18 protein-coding genes, 1 tRNA gene and 2 pseudogenes are annotated in these 23,774 nt (G+C 70.3%); 14 read left to right on the top strand and 7 right to left on the bottom strand.

The annotated features are described in order from the left end of the window. Positions 1 to 51: 51 nt before the first annotated feature. Entirely contained in the window at positions 52 to 2,193 is a 2,142-nt protein-coding gene (locus tag ASF58_RS13055) for a TonB-dependent siderophore receptor (protein WP_055952653.1), read from the bottom strand. A 321-nt stretch (positions 2,194 to 2,514) separates the two neighbouring features. Continuing rightward, entirely contained in the window at positions 2,515 to 4,671 is a 2,157-nt protein-coding gene (locus tag ASF58_RS13050) for a TonB-dependent siderophore receptor (protein WP_082513043.1), read from the bottom strand. Positions 4,672 to 5,057: 386 nt separating this feature from the next. On the opposite strand from ASF58_RS13050, the gene purB reads away from it, so the two are divergent. The 5 genes from purB (at position 5,058) to ASF58_RS13025 (ending at position 11,154) form a co-directional block, all read left to right on the top strand. Continuing rightward, positions 5,058 to 6,365, top strand: coding sequence for an adenylosuccinate lyase (purB, locus tag ASF58_RS13045; RefSeq protein WP_055952650.1), 1,308 nt, complete (start codon positions 5,058 to 5,060; stop codon positions 6,363 to 6,365). A 58-nt stretch (positions 6,366 to 6,423) separates the two neighbouring features. Then, the gene (locus tag ASF58_RS13040) at positions 6,424 to 7,284 is read left to right on the top strand and encodes a D-amino-acid transaminase (RefSeq protein ID WP_055952647.1); all 861 of its coding nucleotides are present in this window, start codon (positions 6,424 to 6,426) and stop codon (positions 7,282 to 7,284) included. Positions 7,285 to 7,563: 279 nt separating this feature from the next. Continuing rightward, complete coding sequence (locus ASF58_RS13035) at positions 7,564 to 7,914, top strand: hypothetical protein (protein ID WP_055952644.1); 351 nt, start codon at positions 7,564 to 7,566, stop codon at positions 7,912 to 7,914. Positions 7,915 to 8,101: 187 nt separating this feature from the next. Continuing rightward, positions 8,102 to 9,394: an adenylosuccinate synthase gene (locus ASF58_RS13030; protein WP_055952641.1), complete on the top strand. Its 1,293-nt coding sequence runs from the start codon at positions 8,102 to 8,104 to the stop codon at positions 9,392 to 9,394. A gap of 146 nt (positions 9,395 to 9,540) precedes the next feature. After that, on the top strand, positions 9,541 to 11,154 hold the full coding sequence (locus ASF58_RS13025; protein ID WP_055952639.1) for a hypothetical protein: 1,614 nt from the start codon (positions 9,541 to 9,543) through the stop codon (positions 11,152 to 11,154). 206 nt (positions 11,155 to 11,360) lie between these two features. Here ASF58_RS13025 and rpoH read toward each other — a convergent pair whose 3' ends face one another. After that, positions 11,361 to 12,251, bottom strand: a complete 891-nt coding sequence (gene rpoH / locus ASF58_RS13020) for an RNA polymerase sigma factor RpoH (protein ID WP_055952636.1) — start codon at positions 12,249 to 12,251, stop codon at positions 11,361 to 11,363. A 235-nt stretch (positions 12,252 to 12,486) separates the two neighbouring features. Continuing rightward, the gene (locus tag ASF58_RS13015; protein ID WP_055952633.1) at positions 12,487 to 13,437 is read right to left on the bottom strand and encodes an RluA family pseudouridine synthase; all 951 of its coding nucleotides are present in this window, start codon (positions 13,435 to 13,437) and stop codon (positions 12,487 to 12,489) included. Positions 13,438 to 13,684: 247 nt separating this feature from the next. Between ASF58_RS13015 and ASF58_RS13010 the strand changes: the two genes are divergently transcribed. Continuing rightward, a tRNA-Glu gene (locus ASF58_RS13010) sits at positions 13,685 to 13,759 on the top strand. Between the two features lie 83 nt (positions 13,760 to 13,842). Here the strand turns inward: ASF58_RS13010 and ASF58_RS13005 are convergent. Continuing rightward, complete coding sequence (locus tag ASF58_RS13005) at positions 13,843 to 14,676, bottom strand: Crp/Fnr family transcriptional regulator (RefSeq protein WP_082513041.1); 834 nt, start codon at positions 14,674 to 14,676, stop codon at positions 13,843 to 13,845. Between the two features lie 285 nt (positions 14,677 to 14,961). Here ASF58_RS13005 and ASF58_RS13000 point away from each other — a divergent pair, with 285 nt between their 5' ends. The 5 genes from ASF58_RS13000 (at position 14,962) to ASF58_RS26685 (ending at position 18,803) form a co-directional block, all read left to right on the top strand. Next, the gene (locus ASF58_RS13000) at positions 14,962 to 15,240 is read left to right on the top strand and encodes a hypothetical protein (protein WP_055952630.1); all 279 of its coding nucleotides are present in this window, start codon (positions 14,962 to 14,964) and stop codon (positions 15,238 to 15,240) included. A gap of 291 nt (positions 15,241 to 15,531) precedes the next feature. Next, on the top strand, positions 15,532 to 17,049 hold the full coding sequence (locus ASF58_RS12995; protein ID WP_280137542.1) for a chromosome partitioning protein ParA: 1,518 nt from the start codon (positions 15,532 to 15,534) through the stop codon (positions 17,047 to 17,049). Between the two features lie 144 nt (positions 17,050 to 17,193). After that, positions 17,194 to 17,586, top strand: a complete 393-nt coding sequence (locus ASF58_RS12990; protein ID WP_055952625.1) for a hypothetical protein — start codon at positions 17,194 to 17,196, stop codon at positions 17,584 to 17,586. A 148-nt stretch (positions 17,587 to 17,734) separates the two neighbouring features. Next, positions 17,735 to 18,310, top strand: coding sequence for a hypothetical protein (locus ASF58_RS12985; RefSeq protein ID WP_055952622.1), 576 nt, complete (start codon positions 17,735 to 17,737; stop codon positions 18,308 to 18,310). 340 nt (positions 18,311 to 18,650) lie between these two features. Further along, entirely contained in the window at positions 18,651 to 18,803 is a 153-nt protein-coding gene (locus tag ASF58_RS26685) for a hypothetical protein (protein WP_181017274.1), read from the top strand. Positions 18,804 to 18,840: 37 nt separating this feature from the next. On the opposite strand, the gene ASF58_RS12980 is transcribed toward ASF58_RS26685, so the two are convergent. Beyond that, positions 18,841 to 19,740, bottom strand: coding sequence for a metallophosphoesterase (locus tag ASF58_RS12980; protein WP_055953750.1), 900 nt, complete (start codon positions 19,738 to 19,740; stop codon positions 18,841 to 18,843). Positions 19,741 to 19,840: 100 nt separating this feature from the next. Further along, a pseudogene (locus ASF58_RS12975) lies at positions 19,841 to 20,317 on the bottom strand (VIT1/CCC1 transporter family protein); the annotation flags it as partial. Between the two features lie 351 nt (positions 20,318 to 20,668). Here ASF58_RS12975 and ASF58_RS12970 point away from each other — a divergent pair. From ASF58_RS12970 to ASF58_RS12960, 3 genes and pseudogenes are all read left to right on the top strand, one after another. Then, positions 20,669 to 21,445 carry a lysophospholipid acyltransferase family protein gene (locus ASF58_RS12970; RefSeq protein ID WP_055952618.1) on the top strand — a complete coding sequence of 259 codons (777 nt, stop codon included), beginning with the start codon at positions 20,669 to 20,671 and terminating at the stop codon, positions 21,443 to 21,445. Next, on the top strand, positions 21,442 to 22,758 hold the full coding sequence (locus ASF58_RS12965; RefSeq protein ID WP_244477310.1) for a 3-deoxy-D-manno-octulosonic acid transferase: 1,317 nt from the start codon (positions 21,442 to 21,444) through the stop codon (positions 22,756 to 22,758). The genes ASF58_RS12970 and ASF58_RS12965 overlap by 4 nt, the downstream gene beginning before the upstream one ends. A 10-nt stretch (positions 22,759 to 22,768) precedes the next feature. Further along, positions 22,769 to 23,697 (top strand): annotated as a pseudogene (locus ASF58_RS12960) (tetraacyldisaccharide 4'-kinase). The last annotated feature ends 77 nt before the right edge of the window (positions 23,698 to 23,774 follow it).

Here is a 23,774-nt window from a genome sequence, read left to right as displayed (position 1 = left end):
TCCGATCTGAACCGGCGTCGAAACTTGGCCGGGATCAGAGTTTGGTGTGGATCAGAACTTCGCGATGATCTGCGCCCGGATCGTGCGCGGCGCGCCCGGCGTGATGTTCTGGTTGTTGTCGGCGGTGTAGATGTAGCGCCGGTCGAACAGGTTCTCGATGTTCACCTGCGCCCGGACCGACTCGCTGACCTGATAGAACAGCCCCAGGTCGAAGCGCGTGTAGCTGGGCAGCCGCACGGTGTCGTCGGAGGTGGCGAAGGTGTGGGTCTGGTGGATCACCCCGATGCCAAGGCCGAATTCGGGCGTGATGTCGAACTTGTTCCAGAGCGAGACGCTGTTGAACGGCACCAGCCCGACGGTGTTGCCCTTCACGATGGTCGTCGACACGGCGCTGTCGATCCGCGCATCGGTGAAGGCGTAGCCGCCGGCGATCTGCCACCAGTCGGTGAGATAGCCGTTGGCACCGATCTCGGCGCCCTGCGTGTTGGTCCGGCCCGACAGGATGAAGAAGCCGGCATTGTTCGGGTCGGCCAGGCGCTGGTTGGTGCGGTCGAGATTGTACAGGGCGCCGGTGACCTGGAAGGTCGGGGTGACGTCGACCTTCACGCCCACTTCGAGGTTCTGGAAGCCCTCCGGCTTGGCGATGGCGAGGCCCGGCGTGAAGCTGCCGATCTGGTCGCCCGAGGACGGCAGGTAGGAGACGCTGTAGCTGCCGTAGAAGGCGAGGTTCGCCAGCGGCTTGATCACGATGCCGGCGCGCGGCGAGACGAGGTTGTCGACCCGTTCGTTGGTCAGGCCGGTGACGCGGCCCTGCGAGGAGAAGTCGAAGTAGTCGTAGCGCAGGCCGCCGACGATCTGCACGTACTCGTTCAGGTCGATCTGGTCCTGGGCATAGGCCGCGGCCAGGCCGAGGTCGTAGCGGAAGTTGGCGTCCGTGGTGCCGTTGTTGCGGAAGGTCACCGGCGCGCGGGTGATCGGCGCCATCGGATTCACCACCACGCTGGTGACGAGGCTGCTGCCGGTGTTGAAGAACGCGGTCTGGCGGAAGGCGAGGCCTTCCTGGTAGCCGAGCTCGAAGCCGGCCAGCAGGGTGTGCTTCACGTCACCGGTGAGGAACTTGTAGGTGAAGTCGTTCTGGCTGAAGTAGTTGGTCCGGTCGGTCTCGTTGCGGTAGCCGGTGATCGGCACCTGGGTCCCGGCGGCGTTGACCGGCGCGCCCGGCAGGGTGTTGGCGTAGAAGCGATTGTAGTCGGCGAAGCGCAGCTGGTTGCGCATCTGGACGCCGGACTCGAACGTGTGGTCGAGGGTCGCCGTGGCGATGTTGGCATCGACCCGGGTGGTGTTCACGTCCGGGTTGCCGAAGAAGGTGCGGATGTTGTTGCGGTAGTTGTACGGCCGGCCGTTCTGCGAGGGGATGCCGCGATCGGGGAAGCGGTCGTCGTGGAAGAACTCGTAGGAGAGCTTCAGCGTGGTCGCCGGGCCGAGCAGGAAGGTCATCGTCGGGTTGATGCCGTAGCGCTGCAACGCGCCGAACTGGCGGTAGGTCTGGCTGTCCTCGAACACGCCGTTGAGGCGGAAGAACACGCTGTCGCTGATCCGGTCGCCCACATCGAGGGCCACGCGCTTCTGGTTGAACTGGCCGACGCCCGCCACGACCTGGCGCACGCGCAGGCCGTCGGCCTCCTTGAGCACGCGGTTGATCACGCCGCCGCCGCCGCCGCGGCCGAAAATCAGCGAATCCGGGCCCTTGAGCACCTCGATCCGCTCGATGTTGTACAGGTCGCGGAAGTACTGCACGTCGTCGCGCACGCCGTTGACGAAGAAGTCCGCGTTGGTCTTCTGCCCGCGGATGACGACCTCGTCGCGGTTGCTCTCGCCCTGGGCCGGGATCACGCCGGGCACGTAGCGCAGCTGGTCGGTGAGGTTCTGGAAGTTCTGGTCCCGGATCTGCTCCTGGCTGACGATGGTCACCGATTGCGGGGTGTCGAGGAGCGGGGTGTCGGTCTTCGTCGCGCTGCGCGTGGCGCGGGTCAGGTACCCCACCGTGTTCCCGCGAACGCCCTCGACGCTGAGTTGGTCGAGGGTGACGGCCGTGCCCTCGGGCAGGAGCGCCGGCTGCGCCCGGGCCGTCGTCGCCAGCGCCGTCCCGCACAGGAGGGTGGCGAGGAAACGCGATGCTGCTCCAATGTTCATGATCGTACCGTCCGCTCGACTGACCGTGTCTTGTTGATTTTGCGTCCCCGAATTCAGTCACGGGGCGTGGTACCCCCCTTGAAGGTCGGCTAAGACAGGATCAAGCGAGCGCGGCGGCGTTTCCTGACCTTTGTTTTAAAGGGCTTCTAAGAAGCGCTCGAAACAGTGAGCCAACATCCTCGCAACATTCGGCAAAACTGTATCGGCTTTTAATCCTGGAAATATTCCAGGGTGGGATGATCCGGCAAGGCATGTTGCGGCGATGCCACACCTCGCAGGCCGTCCCGGAAGCCGCGACCGCGCGCCGGGGTGGCGACCGCCTCAGAAGCGGGCCACCACCTGCGCGCGGATCAGGCGCGGGGCGCCGGGGCTGATGTTGTTGTTGCCGTCGGCGGTGGCGATGTAGCCGCGGTCGAACAGGTTCTCGACATTGAGCTGGGCCCGGACGCCATCGGTGACCTGATAGAACAAGCCGAGGTCGACGCGGCTGTAACCCGGCAGCCGCACGGTGTTGTCGGAGGCCGCGAAGCTGTGCGTCTGGTGAACGAAGCCGATGCCGAGCGCGAACGCCTCGGTCACGTCGAACTTGTTCCACAGGGTCACGGCGTTGAAGGGGACGAGGCCGACCTGGTTGCCGGGTCGGACGGAGGTACCGCCGATGTTGAAGCCCTTGACGATGCGGGCATCGGTGAAGGCGTAGCCACCGGCGATCTGCCACCCGCCGGTGACGTAGCCGTTGGCACCGATCTCGGCGCCCCGCGTGTTGGTCTGTCCGCTGGTGATGAAGAAGCCGGCATTGTTCGGGTCGGTGAGGCGCTGGTTGCTGCGGTCGAGGTTGTACAGGGCGCCGGTGAGCTGCAGCGTCGGGGCGACGTCGACCTTCACGCCGATCTCGGTGTTCTCGAACCGCTCCGGCTTGGCGATGGCGAGGCCCGGGGTCAGGGCATTGAACTGGTCGCCGGAGGACGGCAGGTAGGACACGCTGTAGCTGGCGTAGACGGCCAGCGCCTCGACCGGCTTCAGCACCAGGCCGAGGCGGGGCGAGAGCAGGTCGTCGGCGCGGGCCTGGGTGATGGTGCTGCGCCGGTCCGTGGCGGCGAAATCGAAGCGGTCGTAGCGCAGGCCGCCGATGAGCTGAAGGTGCGGCCCGATCTCGACCTGGTCCTGCGCGTAGACGGCCGCGAGGCCGAGGTCGTAGCGGGTGTTGGCGCCGCTCGCGACGTTGCGGAAGCTGACGGGGACGCGGCTCACCGGCGAGAGCGGGTTGACCACCAGGGCCCGGGTGCCGGTGGTGGCGAAGACGCCGTCCTGGCGAAGGGTCAGGCCCTCCTGGTGGCCGAGCTCGAACCCGCCGAGCAGCGTGTGCTTCAGGAGGCCGGTCTCGAACCGGTAGGTGACATCGTTCTGGCTGAAGATGTTCGTCCGCAGCGACTCGGTGTTGTAGGCCGCCAGGGCCAGGGCGGTGCCGGCGGCGTTCACCGAGCCGGCCGCGCCGATGTTCGGATAGACGTTCTGATAGAATTTCGCGTAGTCGGCGAAGCGCAGCTGGCTGCGCAGCGCGATCCCGGATTCGAAGGCATGGTCCAGGGTCGCCGTGGCGATCTGGGCATCGACCCCGGCGTGGCTGAGGTCCGGATTGCCGAAGAAGGTCGCGATGTTCTGCCGGTAGCGATAGGGCCGTCCGAACTGCGAGGGAATGCCCCGGTCCGCCGTGCGGTCGTCGTGGAAAGACTCGTAGGAAAGCTTCAACGTCGTGACCGGGCCGAGCAGGAAGGTCAGGGTCGGATTGACGCCGTAGCGGCGCAGATCGACGAAGTTCCGGAAGCTACCGCTGTCCTCGAACATCCCGTTGAGGCGGAAGAACACGCTGTCGCCGATCCGGTCGCCGACATCGACGGCCACGCGCTTCACGCCATAGGCGCCGCCGAGCCCCACCACCTCGCGGACCGGCACGCCGTCCGCCTCCTTCAGCACCCGGTTGATCACGCCGCCACCGCCGCCGCGCCCGAAGATCATCGCGTTGGGACCTTTCAGCACCTCGATGCGCTGGACGTTGTAGAGGTCGCGGAAGTACTGAACGTCGTCGCGGATGCCGTTGACGAAGAAGTCGGCGTTCGAGCGCTGGCCCCGGATCACCACGTCGTCCCGGTTGCCCTCGCCCTGGTGGGCCACCACGCCCGGCACGTAGCGGACCGCGTCCGCGATGCTCCGGATGCCCTGGTCGCGGATCTGCTGCTGGGTCACGACCGTGACCGATTGCGGCGTGTCGATCAGGGCTGTGTCGGTCCTGGTGGCGCTGCGCGTCCGGGTGGTCAGGTAGCCGACGCTTTCGCCCGGGCTTCCGACGACGTGGAGCTGGTCGAGGGTGATGGCGGCGTCCTCGGCCGAGGCCGCATCCGCGAGGCCGAGGCTCCCCGTCCCCAGGAAGGTCGCGCCCAGGAGGATGGCGCGGTGGAATCCGGCGGGGGCAGGCAGCATGGACGGTCTCGTCGGCAGGAGAATGCGTAACTCAGATGCAGCACATTCCCGGGGGGGGATCCGGACTGTTCTGATGCGATCTGCGCCGTTATTGGAGGAGTTCCGTATAATCCAGTGGATCGAGGCTGTTTTTCTCTGGACCTATTCCAGCTTAGTCAAGGAGCGTGTGACCAACCAGCTGCAACACAAGAGAAATCGCCCTAGGAATGGTTTCCTGGAATGTTTCCAGTCGTGGCTCAATGGCCGGCACTGAGGCGAAAATGCCGCGCTGCAGCGTCCGGGCGCCCGGCTGCGCTGCGCCGTCCGCGTTGAGCGCCAACGCCACCCATGCTAGGCGCGCCTGATCCCGTTGCCCCCTTTCCCGACGCGTTGACCGAGGCGCCCGCATGATCCCCCGCTACAGCCGCCCCGAGATGACCGCGATCTGGTCCCCCGAATCGCGTTTCCGGATCTGGTTCGAGATCGAGGCCCACGCCACCACGGCCCTGGCCGAGATCGGCGTCGTCCCGAAGCAGGCGGCCGACGCGATCTGGGAGAAGGGCCGCGACGCGGTCTTCGACGTGGCCCGCATCGACGCCATCGAGGCGGTGACCAAGCACGACGTCATCGCGTTCCTGACGCATCTGGCCGAGATCGTCGGACCCGAGGCCCGCTTCGTCCACCAGGGCATGACATCGTCGGACGTGCTCGACACCTGCCTCAACGTCCAGCTGGTCCGCGCCGCCGACCTGCTGATCAAGGACGTCGATGCCCTTCTCGCCGCCCTCAAGCGCCGCGCCTTCGAGCACAAGATGACGCCGACCATCGGCCGCTCGCACGGCATCCATGCCGAGCCGGTCACCTTCGGCCTCAAGCTCGCCGGGGCCTATGCGGAATTCGAGCGGGCGCGCGCCCGCCTCGTGGCGGCCCGCGCGGAGATCGCCACCTGCGCGATCTCGGGCGCCGTCGGCACCTTCGCCAACATCGACCCGCGGGTGGAAGAGTACGTCGCCGAAGCCATGGGCCTGACGCCCGAGCCGGTCTCGACCCAGGTCATCCCGCGCGACCGCCATGCCATGTTCTTCGCGGTCCTGGGCGTGGTCGCCTCCTCGGTGGAGCGCCTCTCCATCGAGGTCCGCCACCTCCAGCGCACGGAAGTGCTGGAAGCGGAAGAATTCTTCTCCGAGGGCCAGAAGGGCTCCTCGGCCATGCCGCACAAGCGCAACCCGGTGCTCACCGAGAACCTGACGGGCCTCGCCCGCATGGTGCGCGCCTACGCGCTGCCCGCCATGGAGAACGTCGCCCTCTGGCACGAACGCGACATCTCGCACTCCTCGGTGGAGCGCATGATCGGGCCGGACGCCACCGTCACCCTCGACTTCGCCCTGGGCCGCCTCACCGGCGTCATCGATAAGCTGCTGATCTATCCGGAGAACATGCAGCGCAACCTCGACAAGCTCGGCGGCCTCGTCCACTCGCAGCGGGTGCTGCTGGCCCTGACCCAGGCCGGCGTGTCCCGCGAGGATGCCTACCGTCTGGTCCAGCGCAACGCGATGCCGGTCTGGCGCGGCGAGGGCGACTTCCTGGCCCTGCTGAAGGCCGATGCCGACGTCACCGCGGCGCTGACACCGGAGCAGATCGAGGAGTGCTTCGATCTCGGCTACCACTTCAAGCACGTGGACACGATCTTCGCCCGGGTGTTCGGCGCAAGCTGAACATCGCACGAATCCTGCCTGTCCCGACCAGCCCCACCCGGACCGAAGAGGTAACCCCGTGTCCCAGGCCCGCATCGTCTACCTGAACGGCGACTTCCTGCCCTTCGCCGAGGCGCGCGTGCCGATCATGGATCGGGGCTTCCTCTTCGCCGACGGGATCTACGAGGTCTCGGCGGTGCTCGACGGGCGCCTCGTGGACAACGAGGCCCACCTCGCCCGCCTCGACCGCTCGCTGGGCGAGATCGACATCGCCAACCCGCACAGCCTGGCCGAGTGGGTCGGCCTGCAGACCGACCTCATCGCCCGCAACGGGCTGACCGAGGGGCTGGTCTACATGCAGGTGACGCGCGGCGTGTACGAGCGCGACTTCGCCTATCCGCCCGCCGGCACCAGGCCCACGGTGATGATGTTCACCCAGGCCAAGACCGTGGCGGCCAACCCGCTCGCGGAGACCGGGGCCAAGATCATCACGGTGCCGGACCTGCGCTGGAAGCGCCGGGACATCAAGTCGGTGGCCCTCCTCGCCCAGGTGCTGGCCAAGCAGCAGGCCGCCGCCGCCGGCGTCGCCGAGGCCTGGATGGTCGAGGACGACGCGGTCACCGAGGGCTCGTCCTCGACGGCCTTCATCGTCACGACGGGCGGCGCCCTGGTGACGCGGCCCCTGTCCACGGCGCTCCTGCCGGGCATCACCCGCAAGGCGGTGCTGCGCCTCGCCGAGGAAGCGGGCCTCGCCCTGGAGGAGCGCCTGTTCAGCGTCGCCGAGGCCCTGGCGGCGGCCGAGGCCTTCTACACCAGCGCCTCGGCCTTCGTGATGCCGGTGGTCTCCATCGACGGCCACGCCGTCGGCGAGGGCCGCCCCGGCCCCCACACCCGGCGCCTGCGCGAGCTCTACCTCGCCATGGCGCGCGAGAGCGCGTGAACCTTCGGACGATGGCGCGCGAGAGCGCGTGAACCTTCGGACGATGGCGCGCGTGAGCGCGTGAACCTTCGCACGATGGCGCGCGGGAGCAGGTAGGTCGAGGACGGCCCTCCGCGCGGCTTCCGCTCCCCCGCGCAAGGGGGGATAAATCTGCGGGACCCGTTCCTCTCCAGAGCCCCGCCCCAGGACCATCGTCCCATCACAGGACCGATGGGACAGGAACGCTTCGGCCCCCGGCCTGTTCTCCCTGAAACCTCGCAACCGAGATAGGGAGACCCTATGCGCTCGATCCTCACACTCGCGGTCGGCCTCGGCCTGATCGCCGGCACGGCCTTCGCGCAGTCCCCCGATGCGCCCCTGAAGGGCCGGGACACCGATCCGGCCCTGCCGCCGCCGAACCAGACCATCCCCGATAAGATCCGTCCCTCCGACGGGACCGCCGACAAGGGCACCTCCGCCGACAAGGGCACGCTCAGCGACAAGCTCGAGAAGAGCGACGGCGTCATCAAGCCGCCCGGCAACGCGGCCCCCGGCATGGTGGTGACCCCGCCCGATCCGAATCCCGGCGCGATGCCGGTCATCAAGCCCGGCGACCTGCCCGGCCGCCAGCCCGGAACCGAGGCCCGCTAGGCGCCAGGGCCGGTGGCGGGACCGCGGTATCGGACACGACCCCTCGGCATACCCGCTCATCCGGGCGCGGACGGGCCCCTTGCTTGATTTCCGCGCACGGATCGCGGAAAGACCCGAGGACAGCGAAAGCGGTCCGCCCGTCAGGTCGGGCCGCTTTCGCGCGGGTTACGGCACAGGTCTTGAGTGAATGGCAAACGTCGTCGTCGTAGGCGCCCAGTGGGGTGACGAAGGCAAGGGCAAGATCGTCGACTGGCTCTCGGAGCAGGCCGACGTCGTCGTCCGCTTCCAGGGCGGCCACAATGCCGGCCACACCCTCGTGGTCGACGGGGTGACGTACAAGCTCGCGCTGCTGCCGTCGGGCGTGGTGCGGGGCGGCAAGCTGTCGGTGATCGGCAACGGCGTCGTGGTCGATCCATGGCACCTCGTCGACGAGATCGCCCGGCTCCAGGCCCAGGGCGTCGAGATCTCGCCCCAGACCCTGCGCATCGCCGACAACGCCACTCTGATCCTGCCGCTGCACCGCGAGCTCGACCATTTCCGCGAGACCTCGAACGCCGGGCTGAAGATCGGCACCACGAAGCGCGGCATCGGCCCGGCCTACGAGGACAAGGTCGGCCGCCGGGCCATCCGGGTCGTCGACCTCGCCGACGCGTCGACCCTCGAATCGAAGATCGAGCGGGTGCTCACCCATCACAACGCCCTGCGCCGGGGCCTCGGCATCGCCGAGGTGGATGCGGGCGCCCTGCTCGCCGAGCTGAAGGCGATCGCGCCGACGATCCTGCCCTACGCCGACACGGTCTGGAAGCTCCTCGACGACGAGCGCCGCGCCGGCAAGCGCATCCTGTTCGAGGGCGCGCAGGGCGCCCTGCTCGACGTCGACCACGGCACCTATCCGTTCGTGACCTCCTCGAACATCGTGGCCGCGCAGGCCGCCACCGGCTCCGGCATGGGCCCCTCGGCCATCGGCTACGTGCTGGGTATCGCCAAGGCCTACACCACCCGGGTCGGCGAGGGTCCGTTCCCCACCGAGCTGTTCGACGAGATCGGCGAGACCATCGGCGCGCGCGGCCGCGAGTTCGGCGTCAACACCGGGCGCAAGCGTCGCTGCGGCTGGTTCGACGCGGTGCTGGTGCGCCAGACCGTCCGGACCTCGGGCATCGACGGCATCGCCCTGACCAAGCTCGACATCCTCGACGGTTTCGAGTCGATCAAGGTCTGCACCGGCTACCGCCTCGACGGACAAGTGGTGGACCACCTCCCCGCCAACCAGGCGGCGCAGGCCAAGGTGGAGCCGATCTACGAGACCATCGAGGGCTGGTCGGGCACGACGGCCGGCGCCCGCTCCTGGGCCGACCTGCCGGCCCAGGCGATCAAGTACGTGCGCCGGATCGAGGAGCTGATCGGCGCGCCGGTGGCGCTGCTCTCGACCTCCCCGGAGCGCAACGACACCATCCTCATGCACAACCCCTTTGAGGACTAGGGCGGTTTCCGCTTGATGGGCGCGCGGCCGCGTGGGGAAGATACGCCCATGACGGCCCCGCGGCGGTCGGCCGGCTCCGCCCGTCCGCGGGACTGCGGGACGAGGCGGCCGGCCAGTCGCCGGTGAGAAGGCGGATCTGAGGCACGATGGCCGACTATTATCCCCTGCTGGCACGGGCGCTCGACGCGATGCCCGACCGCTCCCCGGCCCTGCGCCAGGCCGTCTACGAGCGCGCGCGCGGCGCGCTGATCGGTCAGCTCCGCTCCCTCGATCCGCCCCTGTCCGAGGACGACATCGACCTCGAGCGCAACGCCCTCGAGGCCGCGATCCTGCGCCTGGAGCGCGACCACGGCGGTGTCGCGGCGGCGGCACCCGAGCCGGCCCCGATGCCGGTGCCGCCCGCGCCCGAGCCGGAACCCCTGCGGCCGCCACCCCCGGCCAACGATCCCATCGACCTGCCCGAGCCGGCGCCGCCCGAGGCGCTCTCGGCCGCGTCGCTTCCCCCAGAGCCGTCCCCGCCGGAGCCGACGCCGCCGGGGGCGACCCTGCCGCCCGCGCCGCCGCCGAATCTCGGTGTGCCCGCCGCACGGCCGCCCGAAGTGGCACGGCTCGAAAGCGTCTCGCCCGAGCCCGCCCGTGACGAGCCGGTTCCGCCGGCACCCGAGCCGACGCCCGCGATCACCGTCGCGCCGCCGGGGCCACGCGACAGCGCCGGCCCGTCGCCCGAGAACGGCGCCGACACCATCCCGCCGCCGGTCCGCATCCAGGCCCGCAAGGCGAAGAACCCGCCCTTCATGGCCGCCGACGGGGCGGACGAAGCGGCCGTGCCGACCCCGTCGGTCGCGGATGACGGCAGCGAAGTGCCGCCCCCGGATGGCGGCCAGCGCCAGCGACCGCGCATCGAGGTGGTCGGGCCGCGGGACGGACGCTCGCGCCTCCTGCGCAACGTGCTCGTGGGCAGCATCCTGATCGCGGTGATCGGCCTGATCGCCGTGGCCGCCTTCCTTCTGCGCGACAAGCCGGCCGATCTTCAGCCGATCGCTACCGAGCAGCAGGACGCGGCTCCGGACGGCGCCGATTCGAAGTTCGCCGATCGGGTCGGCGGCGACGCCGCACCGGCCGAGCGCGCCGCGCCGGCCCGGCGTCCCGCCCCGGCGCCGGCGGCGTCCCCGACGCCGGCCGCGCCGACCCAGGCGCAGCCGGACCTCGCGGTCACCCAGCGCGCGATGCTCTACGAAGAGAACATGGGCGGCGGCGCGAACGCCACGCCCACCACCACCCAGGGCCGGGTGGTCTGGCGCCTCGACACCGTTCCGGGTGAGCAGGGCCAGCAGCTGGAGACCGTCGTGCGGGCCACGGCCGAGTTCCCGGATGCCGGGCTGTCTCTCGTAATGACCGTGCGCCGCAACCTCGACGCGACCCTGCCGGCCTCGCATACCATCGAGCTCGCCTTCACGCCGAGCGGTCCCACGGCCGCCCGCCACAACGTCCAGGATATCGGCCTGCTCCAGGGCAAGGACGAGGAGGGTGCCCGCGGCTCCCCCGTGTCCGGCCTGCCGGTGCGGGTGCGCGAGAACCTGTTCCTCATCGGGCTGTCCTCGCTGCCGAACGACATCGAGCGCAACACCGACATCCTGCTGCATAAGAACTGGTTCGACATCACGCTGAAGTTCGCCGCCGGCCCCCGTGGGATCATCGCTTTCGAGAAGGGCACCGCCGGGACCCAGGTCCTGCAGAGCGCCTTCGACCAGTGGCGCTGAGGCGTCGCGCGCCGCGGCCTTGGTCAAGGAGCGGTGAGGCCGCTCCCTAAATCGCGGGCGCGCGCACGTTCGGCGAGCGAGGTTCGACCGGACACGCGGCCCCATACGACAACAGCCCCCCGGTACGATGGCCGGGGGGCTGTTGTCGTTTCACTGATGACCGCTTCGACCGAAGACCCGCTTTGACTGAAGACCCGCTCGGACGATCAGGCGTGGGCCTCGGCGCGCGGGGCTTCGCGGGTGGCCAGGTTGCGCTTGACCGCCTCCTGGATCTTCTCGAAGGCGCGGACCTCGATCTGGCGGACGCGCTCGCGCGAGACGCCGAATTCGCCCGAGAGGTCCTCCAGGGTTATCGGGTCGTCGGCGAGGCGACGGGCCTCGAAGATGCGCCGCTCGCGCGGGTTGAGCACGGAGAGAGCGTCACGCAGGGCCGAGAGGCGGTTCTGCCCCTCCTCCTCGCGGGCGAGCACGGTCTCCTGGCTCGGGCTGTTGTCCACGAGCCAATCCTGCCACTCGCCCTCGCCTTCCTCGCGCAGGGGCGCGTTGAGGGAGGTGTCGCCCGAGAGGCGGCGGTTCATGTCGATCACCTCCTGCTCGGGCACGCCGAGCTTGGTGGCGATCTGCGCGACCTGATCCGGCTTGAGGTCGCCCTCGTCGAGGGCCGAGATCCGCCCCTTGGCCTTGCGCAGGTTGAAGAAGAGCTTCTTCTGGTTGGCGGTGGTGCCCATCTTCACGAGGGACCACGAGCGCAGGATGTACTCCTGGATCGCCGCCTTGATCCACCACATGGCATAGGTGGCCAGGCGGAAGCCCTTGTCCGGCTCGAAGCGCTTGACCGCCTGCATCAGGCCGACATTGCCCTCGGACACGACCTCGCCGATCGGCAGGCCGTAGCCGCGATAGCCCATGGCGATCTTGGCGACGAGGCGCAGGTGGGACGTGACGAGCCGATGAGCGGCGTTGCGATCGCCCTTCTCGCGCCAGTCCTTCGCGAGCGTGAACTCCTCGTTCGGCTCCAGCATCGGGAACTTGCGGATCTCGTCGAGGTAGCGTGAGAGGCCACCTTCGGTGGCGAGCACTGGCAATGCGCCGGCCATGATCTTACCTCCTTGAAAGGACCCCCTGAGGGCGGTCCGGAGCGAACCGCCGCTCCCTTGAGCCGACCGTTCGATTCCCTCACTCTAGCGGGAAACCGGCGGGAACGGAAAGGCGACGCGTGGGCCGCGTCTGGCATCAACGCGCGGGATCTCGCTTGGGTCGGTCATGTCACGAATGGCCGCAGCCCGCCGTGTCCTGGCGCACGCCCACGCGGTCTTGACTGTGTCAGCGGCGCTACGCCCCGGCCCGGAGCGCGCCGACCAGGGCCTGGAGGTCCGGCGGCAGCGGACTCTCGAAATGCAGGGTGTCGCCCGTGCGCGGATGGGCGAAGCCCAGCACGCTGGCGTGGAGGGCCTGTCGCCCCAGGGTGTCGAGGGCGGCGCGCGCCTCCGGGCCGAGGCGGCCCGCCTTGGTCTTGAAGGCGCCGCCATAGACCGTGTCCCCCAGCAGCGGATGGCCCCGATGGCTGAGATGCACGCGGATCTGATGCGTGCGTCCCGTCTCCAGCGTGCAGCGCACCAGCGCCACCGGCGCCTCGGTCCCGAGCACCGCCTCGACGCGGTAATGGGTGATCGCGTGGCGGCCGCCCTCCCCGCGTACCACCGCGATCTTCTCCCGGTTGCGCACGCTGCGGGCGAGGTTCGCCTCGATGGTGCCGGCGCGGGGCTCGGGGACGCCCCAGGCCAGGGCGAGATAGGCCCGCTCCAGGGGCCCGGTGCGGCCATGGTCGGCGAACTGCGCCGTGAGCCCCGCATGGGCCAGATCGTTCTTGCCCACCACCAGCAGGCCGCTGGTGTCCTTGTCGATGCGGTGGACGATCCCCGGCCGGCGCACGCCGCCGATCCCCGACAGGCTCTCGCCGCAATGGGCGATGAGGCCGTTCACCAGGGTGCCCGATTCGTGGCCGGGCGCCGGGTGGACGACGAGGCCGGCGGGCTTGTCGATGACGATGAGGTCGTCGTCCTCGTACACGATGGCGAGGTCGAGGGCCTGGGCCACGGGTTCGGCCGCCACGGCCTCCGGCATCACCACGGCGAGTTCGGCCCCGGGGCCGACCTTCGCGGAGGGGTCGAGGCTGACGGTGCCGTCCCGGCACACCTGTCCGGCTCGGATGAGATCCTGCAGCCGCGAGCGCGAGACGTCGGGAAAGGCCCGGGCCAGGGCCCGGTCCAGGCGCTCCGTCACGGCGTCCTCAGGGAGCGTCGCGCGGCGGTCCGTTGACCCCTGCCCATGGTCGCGTCCCGGCAGATGTTCGAGTCCCGGCAGATCTTGGAGTCCCGGCAAGGGGCGATCCTTCGCTCTAAAAATGTCGCGTCTGCGCCGACCGGACCATTTCAGCCCTTGTCGTGCCGCGCGACCCTCGCTATACGATCGCCCATCGGCCGGGAAGCACGGATCGCCAGAGCGATTACCAACGGCTTCCCGCCGGTCCGCGCCCATCGTCTAGCGGTTAGGACAGGTCCCTCTCACGGATCAGACCGGGGTTCGATTCCCCGTGGGCGCGCCAAGCACTTCCCTCTTCCCACTCGACAGATCCGCTGGTGCCCGAGCGTTCGGGCGCGGCCGAGATCCTGCGCGGTCCGTTGTCCGTCAATTCGGGCGTAGGACCTGGGCGCCGAGGCAATGGGCGGCCATGGCGTTCAGCCGATGGGCCGGAATCCGCTGGAGCGGGCGCTGGTCCGTGTCCGACTCGACGCGAAGGTAGCCCGGGTCAAATTCGGCGAAGGCGGACAGGGCCGCCAGATTGGGAATGGTGAGGCGCCGGTCCCGGAGCTCGATGAGCCCATCGCCGCGCAGCTCCTGCAGAACCCGGTTGACGTGGACGTTCGAGAGGCCGGTGGCGTCGGCGAGATCGCCTTGGGTCAGCGGCAGCGCGCAGCTGTTGCCGGTCGTCCGCCCCACCCGCGCCTGACGAACGAAGAGTTCGCAGAACAGGTGGGCGATCCGCTTCACGCCGGGCTGGCATCCGAGATTCACCACCCACTCGCGCAGGGTCGCCTCGTCGACCAGCGTGCTGAGCCGCAGGGCACAGGCCACCGCGGGGGCGGTGTCCAGGATTTCGGCGATGGTCTCGGACGCGAGGTGAACCGCCTTGCAGGGCGACAGGGTGACGATGCTGTGGTCCATCCGCTCCAGGAGGGAGGCATCCAGGTCGCAGAGGTCGCCGGGCAGCAGGAACGCCAGGATCTGACGCCGGCCGCTCACCCGCGCCTTCTGGCGGCACGCCACCCCGTCCACGATCAGCCAGAGACCGTCCGGCTTGTCGCCCTCGCGCACCAGCGGGGTGTGCGGGTCGAGGCTGCGCCGCTCCGCGCTGATCCGTTCCAGCCTCGCCCGGTCCGCCTCCGACAACTCGACAAAGCTCTCGAGCTTTCGCGTGACGGGATTCGGTAAGCGTGCAGCCGCGTTGTCTGTCCGGTTCATGCAGTCTTCACTCGTGAAACGCGGTGGATGACTGAACTTAAGTAGTTCTTATGTCTATGAATGTTAGCGAGCGAATTGGGCGTATTCAATCATCGATACACGAATTGTCGACAATCGGACAAATTATGCTGCGTTGAGAATGCGAGTGAGTGCAGCGAAGACGCCTTAGAACTGCAAGGTCCCGAGGCGGTGCCGCGACGTCGCGATCGAACGTCGTTCCGGGCGCGGCGCGATAGGACAAGCTGTCCGGCTGACGGCTGCGCCCTCGCCATGCGATGAGCGGGCATGATCCGGGTCATCAAGCACATTCTCGTCGAGCCCACGGCGGACCAGCTCCCGCGCCTGCGCCGGATTCAGGCGGCGGTCCTCGCCCGGTTTCCGGACGCCACCACGGAGATCGTCCCCGGCCTGCTGGACGATGACCTCATCGTCGAGGTGCGGCTCCCGCTCCTCCACCTCCTGGCCTGGCGTGGGGCGCGGGAGGCCTGGGGCGACTTCCGCCCCGCCGCCGACGGGACGCCGCCCGAGCATCCCGAGGGGCCGCGCGACGCCGGACCGGCGTGAATCGGCGCGGGCGGCAGGCGCCATCCCCAGCGGAGTGTTCACGCTTACGCGAGGAATTGCGGACACGCTTGTGCGCCGCATTCCAGCAATCGTCCGTCCCGCCCCCAAGTGGACCCTAACGATTGTTAGACCGAGCCCAGCAACGCGCCGGATCTCGCGGCCCTGCGCCACAAAAGCCATACGTTAACATTTTGCTAAGAGGACCCGTTTGGCGTGATTGACAGGGGAGGGAAATTGCAACTTTGATAAATCCGTGTCGTGGGTTGTCCGCCACGAGGATGGATCGCAGAAATGAGCTGGCTTTCGCTCCGCAAATTGACCGCAAGTGAAAGCAAGGCGCCGTCTTCCCAACAGACCGATGCGTTGTTGCGCGCTCCAATACAGGACGTGCCTTTTATCCGAATTGCTGATGAGGCCGAGACGACGGAGCCTTCACTGGACAGTGAAGACCTTTCGCTGGATTCTCTTGGGCAGCACAACGAGAGCCTGCGGTTCCGCGTGGCCGAAATGTCCGAGCGGCTCGACGACCTGAAGTCGCTCCAGGCGGATTTCTCCGCCCTGCTCGTGCCGATCGTGGCGATCACCGAGGAGCTTCCGCGGGCCAAGGTCCGGACGGCGGAGCTCGAGACCCTGCTGGCGATGGAGCAGAGCACCGCCGCCACCCTCCGGCGCGATCTCGCCGACGCCACCGGGCGCCTCGCCGCGGCGACCAACGACGTCGCCGCCGCCAAGATCCAGCTGCACCACCTCGAGACCAGCCTCCAGGCCCGCGACGCGGCGGCCGAGGAGGTCCGGATCGCCCTGCGCGACAAGACCCTACAGGCCGAGAACCTGGAGCGGCGTCTGTTCGCCGAGACCGAGCAGAGCCGTGCCCTGCAGGGCGAGAGCAAGGCGCTGCGGGTTGAGGCCAAGGCCCTGGACCAGGCCCTGGCCCGCTCCGACAGCGAGCTGCAGGACCTGCGCGAGAGCCGGCACGCCCTGGACCGGGACAACCTCCGGCTCCAGAACCTGAGCGAGGCCCAGGCGGCCCAGCTCGCCGAGCTGACCGCCCGGGCCGAGGAGTTCGAGGGTCAGGCCGAGTCCAACCGCGTCGCCCTGCACAACGTCGAGCAGCAGCTGGCCGCCGAGGTCGCCGCCGCCCAGAAGGCGGAGGCCCAGTACGAGGCCGAGGTCGCCAACCATCGCACCGAGCGCGCGAGCCTCGCCATGCGGGTCGAGGCCGCCACGAGCCGCCTCGCCAACACCGAGCAGATGCTGTCCCAGTTGCGCACCCAGCTGCGCGAACGCGACGAGGCCGGCCGCTCGGCCGAGCGCGGTCTCAAGGAAGCCTCCATCGAGCGCGTCACCCTGGAGCGTCGGCTGGAGAGCGCCCAGGTCGATCTCGCCCGGCAGAACGAGCGCTTTCTCGAAATGCAGCGCGCGCGCTCGGAATTCGAGCACCGCTGCGAGATGCTGACCAAGGCGATGGCGGCCAAGGATGCGGCCCTGGAACAGGCCCTCGGCCGGGTCTCCAGCCTGTCCGACCGCATCGACCACCTCGTCCACCGCCAGGAGGTGGAGCGCGCGGATTTCGAGACCGTGAACCACCGCCTGATCGAGGAGCTTCAGCACGAGCGCTCCGAGCGCAAGCTGGCCCAGGGCGCCCTCGACATCGCCCGCGAGAGCCGCGTCGCCCTGCAGAAGCAGCACGAGGCCCTGCGCCGCTCGGCCCGCAGCTTCGCCGGGGACGAGGTGGCGCGGAACGAGCCGGCCGCGCCCGCGCCGGAGCCGAGCAACGTCCGTCCCTTCACGCCCCCGCCCGAGAAGTAGCGCCCGACCCGACCGATCCAGCCTCGCCGACCCGACCCCTCCACCCCTTCAAGAGACGGCGCGGCGGAGACCCCGCGCAGGGATGCCCAGATGTCCGAGACCGCGCTTCGCGACCGAGAAACCTCTTCTGCCGGAGCCTGGCTGATGCGCAGCTTGCCCAGCCCCCATCGCGGGTCGGCCGCGCCCGAGCAGGGCCCGTCGGACGAGGCGCTGCCGGCCCCGGCCAATGCCGGTCCGAAGCGGGACTGGTCCGCCTCCCTCGACCTCATCCACGAGGCGACGGCCGCGATCCGCATCAGCGAGGAGCGGGCCGCCGAGCTGGAGCAGGAGCTGGAGCGCACGGTGGCACGGGCCCTGGAGCGGGCCACCGCCCTGGAGGCGCAGGTCGCCGCCGCCCAGTCCCGCGCCGACCTCGCCGAGCGCCGGGCGGACGAGGCCGAGGAGTGGCTGGCCCGCCTGCACGACGCCGTGGTCGAGGGCTTCACCCGCCGCGCGCCGGCGGAGGAGGCGAATCCGGCCAAGGTCGCGACGCCGTGAGGGGCCGGGGCGTCGGCGGCGGACCCACCCTGCGGGGTCCCGCCGCCCGCCCGGGACCCTGCGCGACGACCGCCACCGAGATAGTTACCGAGACCGTCACCAAGACCGTTTTCCCGTCCGGGTCCCCGCCCCCAGGTCTGCTGCACAGATGTCCGCTGCCGCCTCCTCCATCCTGTCGCCCGTGATCGATCTCGCGCTCGCCCGGCTGCCCGTCCGTCACGGGGTCGAGGTCTCCGACCTGCGCGAGACGGAGAGCCCCGAGCGGAGCGGCAGCCAGGCGCTCGCCCTGGTGCCCGTGGCGTCGACCACGCCCACCTCGGAGCTCGGCGCCACGACCCTGCGCTTGGTCGAGCACAGCATGGAGACGATCCAGGCGCTGCACGAGCGGGTGGATACGATCTCGGCCCAGGCCCGGGACCTGATCCGCCTCACCCACCGGGAGCGGGTCGAGCAGCAGGCCGAGCTGGATCGCGCCCGGGCGGAGGCGTCCGCCTGGCGGCGTCAGGCCATGGAGCTGGAGATCCGGATGCGCGAAGCCCAGCTGCGCGTCCGCGAGGCCGAGATGGCACGGCGCGAAGCGGATCAGGCCGCCCTCGATGCGCGGCAGCGGGCGCGCTCCGCCGAGGGCGAGGTCCAGGACCTGGAAGCCTACCTGCGCAAGATCAGCGACTACCTGCAGGCCAATCTCGGCGGCGCTCCGGGCCGGCCGGCGCGCGACGCCTGACGGACGGGCGCCCCCGGGGCGCGGATCCGGAGAATCAGCCGCGGCGGCGAGGTGGCCTCCGCGGGGTCCGGACGGGGGCGACGGACCGGCCCGCCGAGCGAACAGGCTTTGCCGGCCCCGCCCTCCCCCGGCGATCATGGTGCAGCGCAAGCGTAGCCATTCGTTGAGAAGGTTCAGGGTTTTCGCGGGCCGGACTGAAATACCAAGATGTTCGCTGCGTTGCGGGATCGATTTATCAGTTCCCGGGCAGGCGAGGACTTGCGTAGTCTGAACCGACCGTTAATGTTTCCTCTCCGCCAAAATAATATCGCGTCTAACCTTTTTTGACGGGGTGACAGCCATGTCCAACGTGATTCGCGTGAAGCCGACGCATGACGGCACCTATACGGTGTACCGCGGCGAGTCCGTGCTCGTCAGCGGCCTGACCCGCCTGCAGGCGGAGCGCTACCAGGCCAGCATCGCCGCCCAGGCGAAGGTGCTCGAGGACGCCTGACCCCGACACCCCGGGGCGGCGCCCGTGCGGCGTCGCCTCAGGACCGGGCCAGGGCCAGGGCGCCGAGATCCTCGATGATCCCGGTCTCCGTCAGGCCCCGCTCGATGCCCGCGACGGCATAGCCCGTCGCCTGGCGCGTGATCGTATAGAGGTGGTAGCTGGCGCGGTGATGCCGGGCATCGCCCCGGGCCGATGCCGAGGCGGCCCCCACCACTGGAATCGACCTCCCCCCGGGCCCGGGCACGAACGCGACGCTGCGGACGTGATTGTGCCCGTGCAGGATCAACTCCGCCCCCGCATGGGCCACCATGGCGGTGAACGCCCCCGCATCCTTCAGTTCACGCCCGGACGACGTGCCGCCGGGATGCGACGGGTGGTGGATCATCACCACGCGGAAGGGCGGCTCGGGTTCGGCCCCCAGCGTCCGCAGCAGGGTTTCCGTGGCGGCGATCTGCTGCGGCCCGAGGCGGCCGCTGGCCATCAGCGGCTTCGTGGGCACCGCCGAGGACAGGCCGATCAGGGCCACCGGCCCGCGCCGGCGCAGGTACGGGAAATGCCCGTGCGTGCCGTCGTCCCCGGCGGTCCAGGCGCCGCAGGCCAGGAGCAGGCCCTCGAGGGAGCCGCGCACGTAGGCGTCGTGGTTGCCCGGCACGAAGCTGACGGCCTCGGGTGTTCCGAGGGCTTCCAGGAACACCTTCGCGGTCGACCACTCGCTCGGCAGGCCGATGTTGCAGAGGTCGCCGGTGCAGGCGATGTGGTCGTGCCCCTGCGCCTGAAGGTCGGCCACCAGGGCGGCCAGCACCTCCATGTCGTGAGCGTCCTTGCGGCCGCGCTGCCAGTTCACGTAGCCGGTGGCGCGCTTGCTCAGGAGCTGGCGCAGGCGCGGGCGTGTCAGCGGCCCCACATGGGGGTCGGTCAGGTGGGCGAGGCGGAACATCATCCCCCAATGCGCGGTCGATGATCGGGATTTCGCGCCCCGCATCGCCCCAACCGGGGCCGGGGGTCAAGCCTCGGGCCGCGAATCCGCCTGTCGCCCCTCACGCGCTCCCGATGGCGATTCCGGCGAGCAGCACCAGGGCGCCGCCGAGCACGACCTGCATCGCCGCGCGCCAGAACGGCGTCGCCATGTAGCGGGTGCGGATCGCCGCGATCGCCAGCAATTCCACCACCACGACCAGGATCGCCAGAGCGGTCGCGACGCCGAAGGCGTTCGGCCAGGTGGCGGGGATCGCGTAGGGCAGCGTATGGCCGAGGCCGCCCACCGTGGTCATGACCCCGCAGACGAGGCCGCGCATCCAGGGCGTCCCGCGCCCGGTGATCTGTCCGTCATCCGAGAGCGCCTCGGTGAAACCCATGCTGATCCCGGCGCCGAAGGAGGCGGCGAGCCCCACCAGGAAGGTGGCGCCGTTGCTGTGGGTGGCGAAGGCAGCGGCGAAGATCGGCGCCAGGGTGGAGACCGAGCCGTCGATCAGCCCGGCGAGGCCCGGTTGGACGTAGCGCAGGACGAAGGCGCGGTGAGCCTCGGCCGCGTCGCGTGCGGCCGTCACGTCCAAGGCGTCCTGGGCGGGGGAGATCATCATCGTGCGCGTCCTGTCCTGACCGGCTCGTCTCGGGCTACATCCTTGTTTGGATCCATTCCAATCTAGAACTTGGAATCGATCCAAACAAGGCGATTGCGCGCGTTTCCGGGCCCGAAACGGGGGATTCGGCCGCCACTGCGCCGTTGCGCCGGCCGCGCGATCGGAGCTAGACAGCCGGCTGCCCGTCCGGCGCGCGTCCCGGCGCGCCGGACGGGACGGCTCCGTGGACATCCCCTCCTCGAAGGCATCGCCGGCCCATCGGCGCCGCGACGCGAAAGCGAAGTGATGAGCCTCGTCAAACGCATCGGCCGCGCGCCCGCGGTCCAGCAGGCCCTCGGCATCCTCGCGGGCGGCTACCTCCGCCTCGTGCGGCGCACCAACCGCTTCACGGTGGAGCCGGCCGCGCCGGATGCCTGGCTCGACGGGCTCAGCCCCTTCATCGCCGGCATGTGGCACGGGCAGCACACGATGATCTCGTTCATGCGCCGGCCGCACGACCGGATCGCCACGATCATCTCGCGCTCGCCCGACGGCAACATCAACACCATCGCGCTCACCCGCATGGGCGTGCGGGTGATCCGGGCCTCCGGCGCCCGGGGCCGCGCCCTGCGGGATGCCAAGGCGAAGGGCGGGGCCGAGGGCCTGCGCGCCATGCTGCGGGCCCTGAAGGATGGCGAGTCCGTGGCCTTCAGCGCCGACGTGCCGAAGGTCTCGCGCCGGGCCGATGCCGGCATCCTCACCCTGGCGCGCTTCTCCGGCCGGCCGATCATCCCCGTGGCGGTGGTGACGAGCCGGCACTGGCGCTTCAACAGCTGGGACCGGGCCTGCCTCGGCATGCCCTTCGGCCGGGGCGCGATGGTGTTCGGCGAGCCCATCTTCGTGCCGCGGGACATCGAGCCGGACGCCCTCGAGGCCCTGCGCCGCCAGCTCGAGGCCGAGATGAACCGCGTGCACGACCGCGCCTACACCCTGGTGGGACGGCCCGACCGGGTCGGGCCCCACGACCGCGTCCGCCATCCCGACCGCGTCGGGGCGAGCGGCCGGGTCGGGGAACCGGCATGAAGGCGATGGCGAAGGCCCCGCCCCTCACGGCGATCCTGCGGGCCTATCGCACCGGGCTCTATCTCGGCGAGCCGGCCCTGGCCGGCCTGCTGGCCTGGCGCTCCCGCCGGGGCAAGGAGGATCCCGGACGCCTGGCCGAGCGGCGCGGGCTGCCGGGCCGGGCCCGGCCGACGGGCCGCCTGGTCTGGATGCACGGGGCCAGCGTCGGCGAAGCGCTGTCTCTCGTCGGCCTCGTCGACGGCATGATCGCCCGGGGCTTCTCGGTGCTGGTGACGACGGGCACCCGCAGCGCCGCCGACCTGATCGGGCGGCGGCTGCCGGCCGGAGCCGTGCACCAGTACATGCCCCTCGACGCCCCGCGCTGGGTCGACCGCTTCCTCGCCCATTGGCGCCCCGACCTGGCCCTGGTCGCCGAATCCGAGATCTGGCCGAACACGGTCGTCGGCCTGCACCGGCACGGCATCCCCCTCCTCGTCGTCAACGGACGGATGTCCGAGCGCTCGTTCCGGGGCTGGGCCCGCACCCCCCGCTCCGCCGAGGCGCTCCTCGCCCGCATCGCGATCTGCCTCGCCCAGACCGACGAGGATGCCGACCGCTTCCGCCGCCTCGGCGCCCCCCGGGTCAGCGTTTCCGGTAACCTGAAATACGATTCCGAGGTGCCGCCCGCGGATGACCAGCAGCTCGCCCATCTGCGCGACCTCGTCGGCGACCGGCCGGTCTGGGTAGCGGCCAGCACCCATCCGGGCGAGGATGCCATGACGGCCCGGGCTCATGCCCGCCTCAAGGCGCGCTGGCCGCGCCTGCTCACCATCATCGTGCCGCGTCATCCCCATCGCGGCGGCGACGTCGCCGCCTGCGCCGGGGCCGAGGGCCTGACCAGCGCCCGGCGCTCGCAGGGCGGGCGGCCCCATGGCGGCGTCGACCTCTACGTCGCCGACACCCTCGGCGAGCTCGGCCTGTTCTACCGCCTCGGCCGCATCGTCTATCTCGGCGGCTCCCTGGTGCCCCATGGCGGCCAGAACCCGATCGAGCCGACGCGCCTGCGGTCCGCCGTGCTGCACGGGCCGCACGTCCACAACTTCACCCAGGTCTATCGCGCCCTGGACGCCGCCGGCGGAGCCTTGCCGGTGACCGATGCCGACGCCCTTGCGGCGGCCCTGGACGCCCTCCTGGCCGACCGCCCCCGCATCGACGCGATGAGCCGGGCCGGGGCCGCCGCCCTCCAGCCCTTCGAGGGCGCCGTCGCCCGCACCCTGTCGGTGCTCGATCCCTTCATCGCCCAGATGACGCTCAAGGCGATGGCGGCCTCGTGAGGGCCGGCTGATGCGCGCCCCGGCCTTCTGGGATGCGGATCCCGGCCATCCCGCCGCCCGGCTGCTCGCTCCCGTCGGCACCCTCTACGGCCGGCACACCGCCGCGCGCATGGACCGGCCCGGCGCCCCGGCCCCCTGCCCCGTGCTCTGCGTCGGCAACTTCACCCTGGGGGGCGCCGGCAAGACCCCCACCGCCCTGGCCCTCGCCGCCCGCCTGCGCACCCTCGGGGCCAACCCGGCCTTCCTCACCCGGGGCTATGGCGGGCGCCTCACCGGACCGGTGCGGGTCGATCCATCCCGCCAGTCGGCCGCCGAGACCGGCGACGAGCCCCGTCTGCTGGCGCGCGTCGCGCCGACGATCCTCGCGCGCGACCGCCCGGCCGGCGCCGCTGTCTGCGTCCGCGAGGGCGCCGACGTCATCGTCATGGACGACGGCCTGTCCCGGCCGGTCCCCTGCGGGTGCCCCTCGCCCGGCAATGGCCGCACGTCCACGGCCTCGTGCTGATCGGGACCGGGCCCCGGGGCGAGGCCGTGGCCGCGGCGGCGCGGGCGCGCGGTCTCCCGGTCCACCGCGCCCACCTGGTGCCGGGCGCCGACCTGACGGGCCGCCGCGTCCTCGCCTTCGCGGGCATCGGCCGCCCCCGAAAATTCTTCGCGAGCCTCGAAGAGGCCGGGGCCACGATCGTCGCGCGCCGCGCCTTTCCGGACCACCACCCCTACGGCGCCGCCGACGAGGCCACTCTCGCGGCCGAGGCCACCCGCCTCGGCGCCGAGCTCGTCACCACCGAGAAGGACCACGTCCGCCTCTCACCCCCCTTCGCCGCCCGCGTCGCGGTCCTGCCCGTCACCCTGGCATTCGCCGATGAAGCTCCGCTCCTGGCGCAGCTGCGGAGGCTGGTCGCCGCGACCGCGATCCGGGGCCCGGACCGTCCGTCCTGATTCGGCGACCGTTGCGCCCGGGGCATGTCCCCCGACGAAACCACCGATCACGCTGGCCGCAAGAGGTTCGCTCGTGA

Source organism: Methylobacterium sp. Leaf125 (genome assembly GCF_001423085.1).
Taxonomy (GTDB): domain Bacteria; phylum Pseudomonadota; class Alphaproteobacteria; order Rhizobiales; family Beijerinckiaceae; genus Methylobacterium.
The sequence above is the reverse complement of the archived record's forward strand: the minus strand, read 5'-3'. Positions and strand labels throughout refer to the sequence as shown.